Origin of the sequence: Halovibrio salipaludis (assembly GCF_002286965.1) — a bacterium.
Lineage (GTDB): Bacteria > Pseudomonadota > Gammaproteobacteria > Pseudomonadales > Oleiphilaceae > Halospina > Halospina salipaludis.
In genome coordinates this window covers 467,844-483,122 of record NZ_NSKD01000002.1, presented here as the reverse complement: position 1 = coordinate 483,122, position 15,279 = coordinate 467,844, and the positions used below count along the sequence as shown (strand labels likewise).

Annotated in this window: 12 protein-coding genes and 1 tRNA gene; 10 read left to right on the top strand and 3 right to left on the bottom strand. The window is 62.0% G+C overall.

Annotation, left to right across the window (positions count from 1 at the left end; genetic code table 11):
• The first annotated feature begins 21 nt into the window (after positions 1–21).
• The 9 genes from clpX to CK501_RS06935 all read left to right on the top strand — a co-directional run bounded on the left by clpX (position 22) and on the right by CK501_RS06935 (position 11,148).
• Entirely contained in the window at positions 22–1,305 is a 1,284-nt protein-coding gene (gene clpX / locus CK501_RS06975) for an ATP-dependent Clp protease ATP-binding subunit ClpX (RefSeq protein WP_077531515.1), read from the top strand.
• Positions 1,306–1,465: 160 nt separating this feature from the next.
• The gene (lon, locus tag CK501_RS06970; protein ID WP_095617010.1) at positions 1,466–3,883 is read left to right on the top strand and encodes an endopeptidase La; all 2,418 of its coding nucleotides are present in this window, start codon (positions 1,466–1,468) and stop codon (positions 3,881–3,883) included.
• 208 nt (positions 3,884–4,091) lie between these two features.
• Positions 4,092–4,364, top strand: a complete 273-nt coding sequence (gene hupB / locus CK501_RS06965) for a nucleoid-associated protein HU-beta (protein ID WP_095617009.1) — start codon at positions 4,092–4,094, stop codon at positions 4,362–4,364.
• A gap of 27 nt (positions 4,365–4,391) precedes the next feature.
• Positions 4,392–4,468 (top strand) — tRNA-Asp (locus CK501_RS06960).
• Between the two features lie 87 nt (positions 4,469–4,555).
• Entirely contained in the window at positions 4,556–6,424 is a 1,869-nt protein-coding gene (locus CK501_RS06955) for a SurA N-terminal domain-containing protein (protein WP_158223073.1), read from the top strand.
• A gap of 206 nt (positions 6,425–6,630) precedes the next feature.
• Positions 6,631–7,431: a C39 family peptidase gene (locus tag CK501_RS06950; protein ID WP_095617007.1), complete on the top strand. Its 801-nt coding sequence runs from the start codon at positions 6,631–6,633 to the stop codon at positions 7,429–7,431.
• Positions 7,432–7,492: 61 nt separating this feature from the next.
• The gene (locus CK501_RS06945; protein ID WP_095617006.1) at positions 7,493–8,524 is read left to right on the top strand and encodes a flagellar protein FilC; all 1,032 of its coding nucleotides are present in this window, start codon (positions 7,493–7,495) and stop codon (positions 8,522–8,524) included.
• 34 nt (positions 8,525–8,558) lie between these two features.
• Positions 8,559–10,163 carry an OmpP1/FadL family transporter gene (locus CK501_RS06940; RefSeq protein WP_095617005.1) on the top strand — a complete coding sequence of 535 codons (1,605 nt, stop codon included), beginning with the start codon at positions 8,559–8,561 and terminating at the stop codon, positions 10,161–10,163.
• Between the two features lie 7 nt (positions 10,164–10,170).
• A complete protein-coding gene (locus CK501_RS06935; protein WP_158223072.1) occupies positions 10,171–11,148 on the top strand; it encodes a MalM family protein in 978 nt (325 codons plus the stop codon).
• A 2-nt stretch (positions 11,149–11,150) separates the two neighbouring features.
• Here the strand turns inward: CK501_RS06935 and CK501_RS06930 are convergent, their stop codons facing one another.
• On the bottom strand, positions 11,151–12,206 hold the full coding sequence (locus CK501_RS06930) for a polysaccharide deacetylase family protein (RefSeq protein ID WP_095617003.1): 1,056 nt from the start codon (positions 12,204–12,206) through the stop codon (positions 11,151–11,153).
• A complete protein-coding gene (locus CK501_RS06925) occupies positions 12,203–12,853 on the bottom strand; it encodes a DNA-J related domain-containing protein (RefSeq protein ID WP_095617002.1) in 651 nt (216 codons plus the stop codon). Before CK501_RS06925 ends, CK501_RS06930 begins: the two co-directional genes overlap by 4 nt.
• Positions 12,854–12,958: 105 nt before the next feature.
• Here CK501_RS06925 and ttcA point away from each other — a divergent pair, with 105 nt between their 5' ends.
• A complete protein-coding gene (gene ttcA / locus CK501_RS06920) occupies positions 12,959–13,831 on the top strand; it encodes a tRNA 2-thiocytidine(32) synthetase TtcA (protein WP_095617001.1) in 873 nt (290 codons plus the stop codon).
• Positions 13,832–13,839: 8 nt separating this feature from the next.
• On the opposite strand, the gene hemN is transcribed toward ttcA, so the two are convergent.
• Positions 13,840–15,234, bottom strand: a complete 1,395-nt coding sequence (gene hemN, locus CK501_RS06915) for an oxygen-independent coproporphyrinogen III oxidase (protein WP_095617000.1) — start codon at positions 15,232–15,234, stop codon at positions 13,840–13,842.
• Positions 15,235–15,279 lie beyond the last annotated feature (45 nt).

The window sequence follows — 15,279 nt, the reverse complement described above, 5'->3', positions numbered from 1 at the left end:
AACCAGAACAGAGGTAATCCAATGGCAGAGAAAGGTAGCGGCAGAGGCGACGATAACGGCAAGCTGCTGTACTGTTCCTTCTGCGGCAAGAGCCAGCATGAGGTCCGCAAACTGATCGCGGGCCCGTCGGTGTTCATCTGCGATGAATGCGTGGATCTTTGCAACGACATCATCCGCGAGGAAATCCAGGAGACCACCGAGGAAGAGCCGAGCGACCGTCTGCCCTCTCCCCACGAGATCAAGGAAACGCTGGACGAGTACGTGATCGGTCAGGATCGCGCCAAGGTGGTGCTGTCCGTGGCCGTGTATAACCACTACAAGCGTCTGCGTTTCGGTGAGAAGCGCCCGGAAGTGGAACTCGGCAAGAGCAACATCCTGCTGATCGGCCCCACGGGCAGCGGCAAGACGCTGCTGGCGGAGACACTGGCACGCATGCTGAACGTTCCGTTCACCATTGCCGACGCCACCACGCTGACCGAGGCCGGCTATGTGGGTGAGGACGTTGAGAACATCATCCAGAAGCTGCTCCAGAAGTGCGACTACGATGTGGACAAGGCCCAGCGCGGCATTGTCTACATTGACGAGATTGACAAGGTCTCGCGCAAGTCGGACAACCCCTCCATTACCCGTGACGTCTCGGGTGAGGGCGTGCAGCAGGCCCTGCTCAAGCTGATTGAGGGCACGGTCGCATCCGTGCCGCCCCAGGGTGGCCGCAAGCATCCGCAGCAGGAGTTTTTGCAGGTGGACACCGCGGGCATGCTGTTCATCTGTGGTGGTGCCTTCTCGGGGCTGGACAAGGTGATCCGGGAGCGTTCCGAGAAGACCAGCATCGGTTTCGCGGCCCAGGTGGTCGGTCAGTCTGATAGCAAGAGCACCTCCGAGATCCTGAAGCACATTGAGACCCAGGATCTGGTGAGCTACGGCCTGATTCCCGAGTTCGTGGGCCGTCTGCCCGTTGTGGCGACCCTCACGGAGCTGGACGAGGACGCCCTCATCGAGATCCTGACCCAGCCCAAGAACGCGCTGACCAAGCAGTATCAGCAGCTGTTCGAGATCGAGGACGTAGAGCTGGATTTCCGCGAGGACGCGCTGCGTGCGGTGGCCCGCAAGGCCATGGAACGCAACACCGGTGCCCGGGGGCTGCGCTCCATCATGGAAGGCATCCTTCTGGATACCATGTATGAGATCCCCTCCGAGCCGGACGTGTGCAAGGTTGTGATTGATGAAGGTGTGGTCAACGGGGAATCCGACCCGATCAAGATCTACGCCAACAATGAAACCGCCCGCGCGGTTCCGGAGGACTGATTCCGGTATCCCTGTTTTCAGCCCGTCTGTCAGTTTCCGGCTGGCAGGCGGGTTGAAGCCGCCCCTCTTAACCCCCATTCTCTAGAGAGTCAGCGAAACGGGACTGTGCCCACTCTCAGTATCCCGACGTCGCCCACTTCCCCAGTTCAGAGGTCAGACCATGACAGAGCAGCCCCAGGGCCATACCCCTTTTGAACTCCCCATGTTGCCCCTGCGTGATGTGGTGGTGTTTCCGCACATGGTGGTTCCGCTCTTCGTCGGGCGGGAGAAGTCCATCAATGCCCTTGAAGCCGCCATGGAGAACGACAAGCAGATCCTGCTGGTCGCCCAGAGGGATGCGGAGACGGATGATCCCGGCCGCAATGACCTCTATGGCATCGGCACCATCGCCACGGTGCTGCAGATGCTCAGGCTGCCCGACGGGACCGTCAAGGTCCTGGTTGAGGGCCATGCGCGGGCGTCCGTGGACGAGCTGGGTGGCGATGACCAGTATGTGACCACCAGCTGCCGCCAGCTCCCGGAGACCGGGGTTGAGGCGCGCGAGGAAGAGGTGTTCGTCCGGACCCTGATGGAGGAGTTCGAGAAATTCGCGCGCATGTCCAAGAAAGTGCCCAACGAGGTCAGCAACTCCCTGCAGGGCATTGAGGAACTGGACCGCCTGGCGGACACCATGGCCTCCCATCTGGAGCTCAAGGTGGCCGAGAAGCAGGAGCTGCTTGAAACCCTTGACCTGCGCCATCGCATTGAGCAGCTGCTGGGCAAGCTCGACAGCGAGATTGACCTGATCGAGGTGGAAAAGCGCATCCGTGGCCGCGTCAAGAAGCAGATGGAGCGCAGCCAGCGCGAGTACTACCTGAACGAGCAGATGAAAGCCATCCAGAAGGAGATGGGTCAGCTCGGCGACGGCAGCGGCCAGGATTTTGAGGAGCTCGAGCAGAAGATCGAGTCTTCCGGCATGCCCAAGGAGGCCCGGGAGAAAGCCGAGCAGGAGCTCAACAAGCTCAAGATGATGTCGCCCATGTCCGCGGAAGCGACCGTCGTCAGGGGCTTCATTGACTGGATGCTGGCCATTCCGTGGAAAAAGCGCAGCCGTGTGCGCCACGATATCGACCGTGCGCGTCGCATTCTGGATGAAGATCACTACGGTCTGGATGAGGTCAAGGAGCGCATTCTCGAGTACCTCGCGGTGCAGAGCCGTGTCCGCAAGGTGAAAGGGCCGGTCCTGTGCCTCGTGGGCCCGCCCGGTGTGGGCAAGACGTCACTGGGGCAGTCCATCGCGCGCGCGACCAATCGCAAGTACACCCGGATGGCGCTGGGTGGCGTGCGGGATGAGGCCGAGATCCGTGGCCACCGCCGCACCTACATCGGGGCGCTGCCCGGCAAGATCATCCAGCGTCTGTCCAAGGTGGGTGTGAAGAACCCGCTCTTCCTGCTGGACGAGGTGGACAAGATGGGCATGGACCATCGCGGTGATCCGTCCTCGGCGCTGCTGGAAGTCCTGGACCCGGAACAGAACCACACCTTCAGTGACCACTACCTGGAGCTCGAATACGATCTGTCGGATACGATGTTCGTATGCACGTCGAACTCCATGAACATCCCGGATGCCCTGCTGGACCGGATGGAGATCATCCGCATTCCCGGTTATACCGAGGATGAGAAGGTCAATATCGCCCGCCGCTACCTGCTGCCGAAGCAGCTCAAGGCCAACGGGCTGAAGGAAGAAGAGTTGAGTCTGCCCGAGGAGACACTGCAGGCCATCATCCGGTATTACACCCGTGAGGCGGGTGTGCGGAACCTGGAACGCGAAGTCGCCAAGATCTGCCGCAAGGTGGTGCGTGAGCACGTGGAAGCCGGCGAGCGCCATGCCGTGGAGGTGACCCCCGAGACACTGGAGCACTATGCCGGTGTCCGGCGTCACAAGTACGGTCTGGCCGAGGAAGAGAACCAGATCGGGCAGGTCACGGGCCTGGCGTGGACCCAGGTGGGTGGCGAGCTGCTGACCCTGGAGTGCGCTGTGACGCCCGGCAAGGGCAAGGTGGTCAAGACCGGCTCACTGGGCGACGTCATGCAGGAATCCATACAGGCGGCCCTGACGGTGGTCCGGAGCCGTGCTCCTGGGCTGGGGCTGTCCTCGGATTTCCAGGATAAGCAGGACCTGCACATCCACGTGCCGGAAGGCGCGACCCCCAAGGATGGTCCGAGTGCGGGCATTGGCATGTGCACCGCGCTGATTTCCGCGCTTACCCGCATTCCGGTGCGCGCGGACGTGGCGATGACCGGTGAGATCACGCTCCGTGGCCGCGTTCTGATGATCGGCGGTCTCAAGGAGAAGCTGCTTGCGGCACACCGGGGCGGCATCAAGACAGTGGTGATTCCGGAAGAGAACGTGCGCGATCTGAAGGAAATTCCGGACAACATCAAGGAATCGCTCGAAATCCGGCCGGTGGAATGGATCGACCAGGTGCTCGATATCGCGCTGACCCGGCAGCCGGAGCCGCTGTCCGCGGATGCGCCGGCCCATCCGGGCAGCCGTGATGAGGATGCCGACGGTAACGAACGGGTGAATACCCACTGACGGGTGGAGTCATTGACACTGTTTAAAGGCCGTTGGTATAACGTAATCCGCCTCTCAGCGGAGCCATGGGCCACCCTGTCAGGGCTCGCAGGGTGAGGGATGTCCCGGCCTGCGGCCATGGAATTCTCCGATGGCGTGTGCCATAGTCAGTGGCGCCGAAAAGAAACACAACGTCCAACATGGAACCAGATAGAAAAAGGGGTTTAGTGTGAATAAGTCCGAACTGATCGACGCTATCGCAGATTCTGCCGATATTTCCAAGGCCGCAGCAGGTCGTGCACTGGACGCGATGGTTGATTCCATCACCGGTTCCCTCAAGCAGGGTGATCCGGTCACGCTGGTAGGTTTCGGGACCTTCTCCGTCAAGGAGCGGGCAGCACGCACCGGCCGCAACCCGCAGACCGGTGAGGAGATCAAGATCGCCGCTTCCAAGGTACCCAGCTTCAAGGCCGGCAAAGCCCTGAAGGACGCCGTCCAGTAACGGCGGATCCCGCCATTCTGTATCGACGGAGCGGTAGTTCAGCTGGTTAGAATGCCGGCCTGTCACGCCGGAGGTCGCGGGTTCGAGTCCCGTCCGCTCCGCCAGACTGTGGGCGCATGCCGTAAGGGATGCGCCCTTTTACGTTAAACACAGGTCACCCGTGGAAGTGCGGGCACACAGGGGAGCGCGGAATGCTTCAGAACATCCGGGAGAACGCCCAGGGAATGATCGCCAAGACCATCATCGTGGTCCTGATCCTGTCCCTGTCCATCTGGGGGCTGGACTCCATCGTGGGCGGCAGCGGCGAAAACGAGATCGCCACGGTCAACGGCGAACCCATCACCGAGCGGGAATTTGAGCGTGCGGTCCAGATGCGGCGGCAACAGCGGCTGCAGGAAATGGACAACCCGGACTCATCCCGGATCGATATGGACGCACTCAATGAAGAGGTCATGGATTCCCTCATACGGGACGAGCTGATCGGTCAGGACATCCGCGCTCGCGGGCTCGAGGTTTCGGAAGCCGACCTGGACCGCATGATCACCGGTGCCGAGCAGTTCCGGGTCAACGGTGAGTTCAGCCAGGAGCGCTTCATACAGGCGGTCCGCAACCAGGGGATGACCGTGGACCAGTTCCGGAACATGCTGGAACAGGATCACCTGAGCCGTGTCATCCAGGCCGTGATCCAGGGCAGTGCCTTCAGTGCGCCCTCGGAAACGGAGCGGGTGGCCTCGCTGCTGACCCAGACCCGTGATTTCTCCGTCCTCCAGGTGCCTGTTGGCGAGCGCGCGGAGTCCATGGAGGTGTCCGAGGAGGAACTCAGGAGCTTCTATGAGGACAACCAGAAGCGCTTTGTCCAGAGCGAATCCGTGGATGCGGCCTGGATCACGCTGGATCGTTCCGAGCTGGTGGCTCCCTCGGACATTGAGGAAGAGGCGGTGCGGGATCGCTACCGTGAACGCGTTGAGTCCATGCAGGCTGATGAGCAGCGCAATGCGGCCCATATCCTGATCCGTGAGGGGCGGGAGGACGCTGAGGCCGCTGTCGAGGCGGTGCAGGAAGGTCTTGATGAAGGCCGTCCCTTCGCCGAACTGGCAGCCGAATACTCCGATGACGGGGCCACCGCGGAAGACGGCGGCAAGCTTGGCTTCTCTTCACGGAATGACTTTGACGAATCCTTCTCCGAGGCGCTCTTCGGTATCGAGGAAACCGGTGAGGTGGTCGGGCCTGTCAGTACCTCCTTCGGTCAGCATTTCATCAAGCTGCTTGATACCCGCTCTGAGGAGCCCCCAGCCTTTGAGAGCATGGAGGCGTCCCTGCGCGAGACCATCGCCCGGGAGAGGGCAGAGCGCCGCTATGTGGAGCTGAGCGAGGAACTGGCGGACATGGCCTATTCCGAGTATGACCTCGAGGCGCCGGCTGAGCTCATTGATGCCTCCATCCAGACCCGCGATGGCGTGCGCCCTGGCCAGGGGCAGGCCCCGTTTGACCATGAAGGGCTGCGCGAGCAGCTGTTCACGGAAGAGGTGCGCGAGGAGGGCTTCAACACCGAGGTGGTTGAAACCGGCGATGGTGTCTCCGTAGTGGCCCGCGTGCGTGAGTACTACCCACGCGAACAGGAGTCCTTTGAAGACGTCCGTGATGAGGTCGCGCAGCTGGTGCGCCAGAAGAAGGCCCGCGAGGCGCTGAGGGAATCCCTGGAAGGCATGGCCGCGGATATGTCGGCGGATGCCGGGCTGCCGGAGCCGACGATCGGAAACGGCGCGGAATGGGAGACCTTCGAGGGCGTCAACCGGCGTTCCCTGCAGGCGCGGGCCGTGGTGCGGGATGCCGCCTTCGAGATGCCGGCGCCACAGAACGGCAGTGCCAGCACCCGGATTGTGGATCTGCCCAGTGCCGTCGCCCTGGTCCGTCTTGATGCGGTCAATCCGCCGGATTCCGCCACCGTCAGCATGATGACCTCCAACCTCGGACCCTCTCTGGGGCGGCGTCATGGCCAGATGGCCTACCAGGCCTACATCGAGTCACTCAGAGCTGACGCGGACATCAACCGCAACTGACCCACCCCCTATGGAGCCGGGTCGTCAAACCCGGTTCCATCGCCTTTCCACCTGTGTCACAAAATTGATTCCCGCCCGGGAATGGTCCGAATTCCAACGGTTTAAGACCCTGAGAATTGAGGACCAGTTATCTTTCAGCTTCCCCTAAATTCGCTATGGTCCCTTCCGACACCGTCTTCCGTCGGGTTTAAAAGGGACAGGCGTTCATGCTTTTCGTTCTGGCCGGATCACTGCTGACTTTCTCCATGACGCAGGAAGTCGTCGAGGTGGAGCCCCATCCAAGGGGGGCCTTCATCTATGAGCAGCATTACAACGAGAGTCCGGACTCCCTAATCCACCGCTATCAGGTGGAACCGCTCAAGGCCCAGAAGTACCGCAACGTGGTGCGCCAGCAGTATGACTACAGCTGCGGCGCAGCCTCGCTCACAACCATTCTGCGCCATTACGTGGGCCAGAACCTCAACGAGCGTCAGGTCATGGAAGGGCTGCTCCAGTACGGGGAGAGTGAGCGCATTGTCGAGCGTCGTGCCTTTTCGCTTCTGGACATGAAGCGGCTGGTCACCGAGCTCGGGTTCCCATCCGGCGGGTTCCGAGCGGAGATGTCGGACCTGGCTGAGCTCGACCATCCGGCCATCGTCCCCATCAACCATGCCGGTTTCGAGCATTTCGTGGTGGTGCGTGACATCCGTGAGGGTCGTGTTTTCGTCGCGGACCCGGCCGCGGGGAATCTGTCATTCACGTTGCATGAATTCCAGGAGAAATGGGCGAAGAACGTCCTGTTCATCGTTTTTCCGGGCGAGGAACCGCCCCTGAACAACCTGGCCCTGAAGGAAGAGGACATGCGCTTTGTGGACGACCAGACATTGACCCTGCAGGCACGCCGGGAGTTCCCGGCATTCCACGAAGCGCTCATGTGGGACATCCAGAATGAACTCGAGCGGCTCAAGAACAACCCGGACGGCAGCGTGGAGAACACGCGCAAACAGCTCTATTTCCGTGACCGGTGAGGCTCACGGACGACAGGTGATTGGTGGTTTTATGCATCGAACTGGAAACAGGGAACCCGCTATGACGCGCTCTGTGCTTTGGCTTCCGGCCGGTCTCGTGGTGCTCTCGGCACTGGCGGTGCCCGCCGTTGCCCAGCAGCAGGAAGATGATGGTGCCACTGTGGATGAGGCCCGGGAGGCGCTTGCCCAGCAGGAAGGGGATGAGGATTCCACCGAACAGCTGGAGGAGGTCTTCCAGGCGGCGGAGAAGAACTATTCGCTGCTGCAGGCGGGGCGTCAGTCATTGAACTACTCCTTTGACTACTCCTATTCAGGAACACAGAACCTGGACCTGGAGGTCATCAACAGCCAGGTCCGCAACCTGGATGTGACGCCGGAAGCCACCCACAACTTCACCAATGCCTTCTCCTATGATTACGGGTTCTACGACAACCTGACGCTGGGCACCCGGATTCCCCTGACCACAAAGTTTGATACCCAGGAGGATCTGAACGTCAACGACGTGGGGGATATCTCCTTTACCGCGCGCTGGCAGCCCAACCCCCATGTGCCGGGCACCATGTCCACCACGCTGTTCGGGACGCTGAGCTCCAAGACCGGCGTGAGTCCCTACGAGATCGACGTCAACCGTCAGCTGTCCACCGGCAGTGGCTACTACTCGATTGGCGGGGGTGCCAGTGTCTCCAAGGTGCTGGATCCGGTCGTTCTGTTCGGCTCCGGCAGCCTCCGCTACAACCACAAAGTGAAGGATCTCAAGCAGGTGCGTGGTGCCCGGCTTTTGCGGGAGCTGGACCCCGGCTTCACGCTGTCCGGTTCCGGTGGCTTCTCCTATTCGCTGTCCTACGACATATCGCTGAGTCTGTCGGTCCAGCTCACCTACAACGATGAAACCGTTCTGAGCTTCAGCGATGGCACCGAGGCAACGGCCAGTTCCCAGATGGCGGGCATCATCAATATGTCACTGGGTACGCGGATCAGCGATCAGACCATCGTCAATACCAGTGTTGGTTTCGGTATGACGAGGGGAGCACCGGATTTCACCATCGGCTTCTCCATGCCCATCAATATTTCCGGGCTGTCTGAATCATCCTGATGCGTGGATCAAGGGCGATAAGGAGCAGGACGTAATGCGAGCGAATGGCGTCGGCACACGTGTATTCGGCGCACTGGCGCTGGTGGCCGTGTCCCTGGGGGCACAGGCCCAGTTCAGCCATCAGCTGCTGGTGCACCCGAAGGCCGCCGCGCTCGGCAACGCGGTTACCGCGGATCCGCCCGGGATCATGGCCATCCGCCGCAACCCAGCCGGGCTGAGCCGTCTTGAGGGGCGCCAGTGGGAACTGGGTGGCGCCATGCCGATGACGCAGTTCGATGCGGAGTTCACGGTGCCGGACGAGGGCTGTGATGTCTTTGGCATCGAATGCGCGGAGAATGACCCGGTGGCCAACAGCAAGAGCAGTACCGACGTCGGTGCCAACTACATCCCCGGTATCGGGTTGATGGAAAGCGCCGCGCCCGCGGCGCCATTCAATGCCGGGTTTAGTGTCCAGCCCCCGGGCTCGAAGCTTACGTTCGGCAATGCCGCCTTCATCGAGAACTCCGGTGGCTTCTCCCGTGAGGACGATGACCCGGGCCGCTATCAGCCGACCCAGGCCGCCATCCAGCGGATCACCTACCTTTCACCAACGGTCTCCTATCAGATCAATGATGAGTGGACCGTTGGCGGCGGTATCCATTTCTCGCACCAGGGGATCGAGGTGAACCAGCTGACCCGGGCCCCGAACATGCTGGTGGGCGTGGGGGCCACGCTTCAGGATGCCTTTGGCTGTGACGAGGAGGCCCAGGAACCCCTGGCTCCGTGGCTGGCTCTTTGTGGCGGCAAGATCGGCCCCTTCCAGGACATCGGCAATGTCAACTTCCGGGCGGAGGAGAGCCTTTCCACCAGCTACAAGGTGGGCGTTCTCTGGGAGCCCACTGACTGGTTCACCTGGGGCGCCCAGTACAGTTCGGGCGATGATATGAAGCTCAAGGGCGATTTCCAGATCGACTACACCGAGGACTGGGCCTCGTTCTGGCAGAGTGTGAACAGCTCCGTGCTCGGTGCCATCGGCGCCGCGATTCTGAGCCTGCCTTCCGGCGTTCCCAAGGAGGAGGGCCATGTCTCCATCAAGGAGAGCTACCCGCAGCATTTCTCCACCGGGGTCAGTATGCGGGTGCTGCCGTTTCTGACCCTGAATGCGGATATGGATTATGTTGATCTCGCGTCCCAGAAGTACCTTGAGCTCAAGTTTGATCGTGAGCTTGAGTTCCTGAACGCGGCGCGCATCCTGTCGCCGGAGAAAGCAACGCCGACAAGCCTCAAAATCGCCCGTGAGTTTACGGACGTGTGGAACCTCGGCTATGGCGCGACTCTGCACGTGAATGACCGTCTTGATCTGAGGGCGGGGGCCCAGCATCGGAGCACCGTGATCCCCAAAGGGGCGGAAAGTCTTTTCTCGCCCATCGGGGATGGCACAATGTATGGCGTTGGGCTGGGGTACAAGTGGTCGAAGCACACCCAGATCGATATGAGTCTGAGCCAGATGAAGAGTACCCAGGACATCCCGGCGGACTCGAGCTGCAATATCAACTGCACGAACATCACCAACATTGTGTACAACCCCTACGCAGGCCTGGATGTCAAAACCGAAACCACCATCACCTTTGCCAACCTCACCATCCGCAGCCGTTTCTGACCGGCTGGTGTCGGCGCTGCTGGTTCTGGTGGTGCTGGTGACCGCCGGCTGTGCCAGTGGCTCTGGAGATGAGAGCACAGGGGGGATGCGCGCCTGGGTGGATGAGCGGGGACAGGTCCGCTACACGCCGGCCTCCGGGGAAGCCCCTGAGACCTCTGGCGAGAGCACAGGAAAGACGGGCTCCGGTGAGGCGGACGTAACGCGGACAGTGGAATCGTCCCATCCGGAATTCAACCTGGAACAGTATCCGGATGCCGGCGATCAGGATAACAGCAGGGAGACCGAGGAACTTTTCTACAGCTGGCGGGACGCCCAGGGCCGCGTTCACAATACGCCCTATCTCTACGGCGAGGAGGCGCTGGGGCGGGTGATGCATGAACCGGAACCGGTCCGGGCTTCCGAGGCCCGGGTGACGACCTCCGGCGCCACAGCCGCGCCCGGCTTCCGGAAGGATTCAGAAGCCGCCGCCATTCTGGGTGTGGGCGAGGGATCGGAGACCCGGCTGGATGCGTTTGCGCAGCAGTGCTGCGGGGCGCTGCCGCGCCTGGACTACCTGCAGCTGGAGCCCGAGCGGACCCTGCCCGTTGATCTCGGTGAAGCGGCCGACGTGTACCGTTTTGCCACGGGCACCAGCCGTTTCGCCCTGGTGCGCCTGCCGCCCGAGCCTGAACAGTCGCTGCTGCGTATCCGCAGTTTCATCCGTGACGGCGGCTTCTTCCTGCCGAATGCCGTTTTTCTTGATGGTGGCTTCCGTCCTGTACGGATGGTGACCGACATCGTGATGGAATACAGTCCCGAAACCTGGCGACGCTATGGGCATATGGAGGCAAGGCTGGCGCTGAAGCCGGATTCCGGTGAACGCTGGCTGGTGGTGTTCACCCGCCCGGAGGACCTTGAGTCCGGCACCATGGTCGGCGAGGAAGGCAGGCGCCGCAGGCTGACCCACGAGCCCGTGGGCAGCCTGTCACTGCGGCTGGTGGACTGACCTCAGCCTTCCGGTGCCTCCGGATTGAACCAGGGTTGGGAAAGCCAGTAGAAACGCCCATTCCCGGCCGGGTAAGTGCAGTTGTAGCGTGAACGGCGCGCTTCAATGGGGTTCTGGGCGCGGGTTCGGATGCGCACGCCATTGGCCACGGTCTCCGATTCCAGTTCCATCATGCCCTCGCCGGAGGCAAAGCAGCTCAGCCGGCCGCTGTCCCAGCCCTCGGGAACCGTCATGTCCAGCAGGGGCGGGTTGTCGCCACTGATGACCGGGTCCGGAAGCTCGGCCCTGGCAACCGGGAAGTTACGGGCCTTGAGCTTGTCCTTCAGGGTGTCGATGCCGCCGTAGGCATCCGCCACGGCAAAACGCGGCATGGCGCCGGGATGGGAGTGTTCCCCGATGACCCCGGAATGCTGCGCGAATCCATACCAGCCGCGTTCTTCCAGTGCCTGCAGAACCGGCTGGGAGAACTCACCGTAGGGGTGGGCATAGAGATCGGTTTCGACGCCGATCTTCTCCTCGATGCGTTCAGCGCCCCGGTCCAGTTCCCGGGCGATGCGTTTGGCATGTTCTTCCGCACTCTCATCCGGGCGCTGGAGCATGGTGCCGTGATCCCGGCTGTGGTTGCCGATGGTTACCAGCTCGTGCTCGGCCATCTCCCGGAGCTGCTCCCAGGTCATGTAGCCATTGTCGCCGACGGAGCCGCTGAGCACGAAGACCGTCAGTGGAATCCCCTTTTCCCTGAGAAGCGGCCAGGCTTCGGTGTAGACGCTCTCGTAGGCATCATCAAAGGTCAGGGCGACGTGCTGGTTTTCCGCATCCGCGCCGTCCAGGGTCTTCTGGATGCGCTCGGGCGTAAGTGACAGCGGCTCCACGCCGAGCTCCTCGATCAGCGACAGCTGGTCCCGGAACAGCGACGGGGAGGTCGTGGTGGAGGGAGGCGTCTCCGTGGAGACATGGTGATAGGCCAGAGTGGCAACGCCGGCCTGGGCACCGGAGGCCATGCCCAGGCCCAGGGCTGTGGTGACGGCAATACGGGTCAGGGGGGTCACTCGACTCATGGGTGTCCTCTGAAGTGGTGTCGAACGGTGGCCATGGCCCGGTTCAGGGCCTGGAGCTGCTCATTGGAGCCACCCCGGTCCGGGTGATGACGCATGGCAAGGCGCCGGAACGCCTGCCGTGCCGTCGCCAGATCCGCAGGTGGCGTGTCGATCGCCAGGGTGTGACAGGCCTGGGCGAGCTCATCATCCGCCGGGCGCGTGATGCCCTGCCAGAAGTCATCCAGCATGCGGTTGATGGTGCTCTCGCCCAGGTCATGGTTGGACAGGTCCCGGTAGAAGGCGTGCAGCGCATCGTGCTGCCCCGCCTCCTGCTGCCCGGCGTTGTACGCCGGGCGGATGCGGATGTTCAGGGCGTTGATGTCGATGGTTTCCCCGCTCTCGGCCGCCAGTCGTTCGCGCTGGCGGTAGAGGCTGTGGAACAGGAGAAAGTGCACCGGGTAGAGGGCCGCCGGGCTGCTGAAGTCGATGGTCCCGAAAAGATACCAGGGCTCTCCCTGGAGCGTGCGCAGCATCACCAGTTCGCTCATGCCTTCCGGATGGGTGCGCAGCAACGCCTCGCAGGCGTCCATGATGCGCCCGACCAGCGCTTCCAGGGCGCTGTCGTTGGTCTCGCCGGTCCGGTTCAGTGAGGCGGTGGAATCCATCATGTCCAGACTATGCGTTGCCAGAGCGGGCAATGCAAATCCCGGTTGGTGGCAGCCCGTGACTCTCCGGTATAATCCGCAGCCACACAGTCTGACCAGGGCCAATCAATGCTGGACAAAACCTCCACCGATCCGCGCGACGAAAGCAAACGCCTGCAGAAGAAACTGCAGCGCGAGACCGGGCGTGCCATCGCGGATTTCGACATGATCGAGGAAGGCGACCGCATCCTGGTCTGTCTCAGTGGTGGCAAGGATTCCTACACCATGCTGGACATGCTGATGGTCCTGCGCCACCGGGCGCCGGTGAACTTTGAGCTCATGGCGGTGAATCTGGACCAGAAGCAGCCGGGTTTTCCCGAGCATGTGCTGCCGGATTACATGGCGCAGCTTGAAGTGCCGTTCCAGGTTCTGGAGAAGGATACCTACAGCATCGTGAAGGAGAAGATTCCCGAGGGGAAAACGGCCTGCGGGCTGTGCTCACGCCTGCGCCGGGGGATTCTCTACAATTTCGCGGAAGAGCAGGGCTGTACCAAGATCGCCCTGGGCCACCACCGGGATGACATCCTTGAGACCATGATGCTCAACATGTTCCACGGGGGCACGCTCAAGGCCATGCCGCCCAAGCTGTTCAGCGATGATGGCCGCAATACCGTGATCCGGCCGCTGGCCTATTGCCGTGAGAAGGACATTGCCCGCTTCGCCGAGCTGAGGGAGTATCCCATCATCCCCTGCAACCTCTGCGGTTCCCAGGAGAACCTGCAGCGGGAGATGGTCAAGGACATGCTCAACGACTGGGACCATCGCTTCCCGGGGCGGATCGAGAACATGTTCCGGGCCCTGCAGAACGTGGCGCCCTCCCATCTGGCGGATCCACAGCTGTTTGATTTCTCCGGGAAGGGGGAGGGGCAGGCTCCGGTTCCCGAGCCCCAGCGCGCGGAGCCCGGAACCGAATACGGCCAGGTTCAGGTGCTCAATATCTGAGCACCGGTTCAGATGATCCGTGAGTAGCGCCCGGTCTGCGCCTGCTGGGCGCCGGCATCGAACAGCTGGCAGATGGCCCGGATCAGAAGGCGGCCGGGTGTGCGTACCGTCAGCCGCTGCCCATCCTCTTCAATCAGGCCGTCTTCCACCATGGTCTGGCGTGCCGGCAGGGTATCGGCAAACACCTGATCAAAAGCCTCCCCCCACGCGGCCGCGAAGGCCTGCTTGTCCAGCGAGAAGTGACAGATCAGCTCCATGATGACGGCGCGGCGCATGCGGTCGTCGTCACTGAGCTCATAGCCCTTTTTCAGGGGCGTGCGGTTGAAATCCAGCTGCAGGTTCCAGGCGGCTTCATCGTGATGGTTCTGGAAGTAGCTGTCGGCGGCCTGGCTGATGGCGGAAACGCCCATGCCGATCAGGTCGCATTCGCCGTGGGTGGTGTAGCCCTGGAAATTCCGGTGCAGTTCCCCGTTGCGCTGGGCGATGGCCAGTGTGTCATCGGGTTTGGCGAAATGATCCATGCCGATGTACACGTAGCCGGCCTCAAGCAGCCGGTTGATGGTGTCCTCAAGGATGCGGAGTTTTTCCGCCGGGGAGGGCAGATCCTCTTCGCGGATGCGCTGCTGGGGCATGAAGCGGTCGGGCAGGTGGGCGTAGTTGAACACCGACAGCCGATCCGGCGACAGCTCCAGCACCTGTTCCAGGGTTTCATGGAATGTCTCCCGGGTCTGGTGGGGAAGCCCGTAGATGAGATCCATGTTGATGGAACGGAAGCCCAGATTCCGGGCAGTGACAATGCGGTTGGCCACCATCTCTCGGGGCTGGATCCGGTTCACCGCCTTCTGGACGGTCGGGTTGAAGTCCTGGACACCCAGGCTGATGCGGTTGAACCCGATGGAGCGCAGGACTTCCAGGGTTTCAGGGCCGCACTCGCGGGGATCAATCTCAATGGAATGGTCGCCGCTGTCGTCGTCCGCCAACTGGAAGTGCTGGCGCAGCACGCCCATCAGTTCGCGCATTTCATCGTGGCTGATGAAAGTGGGCGTGCCGCCGCCCCAGTGGAGCTGGGTCGCCGGTCGTTCCTGGCCGCCGAACTGCCGGGAGCGCATGGCGATCTCCTGGTGCAGCCGTTCCAGGTAAGGAGTCGCCCGGTCCCGTTTGCGGGTCACGATCTTGTTGCAGGCGCAGTAGTAGCACAGGTGCGCGCAGAACGGGATGTGCAGATAGAGTGAGAGCGGCGCGCCCGAGGCACGGCTCCGTTCAAGGGTCCGCTCGTAGGCCTCGCCGTTGAAGTCTTCGCTGAAGGCCAGCGCCGTCGGGTAGGACGTGTAACGGGGGCCTGACAGATCGTAGCGTGCGATCAGATCCGGATCCCATAGGAGGTTGATGCGTTCCGAAGCCATGGTGTCCTCCGACGGCAGGTTCTGTGCTGCACACAGCCTAACGCA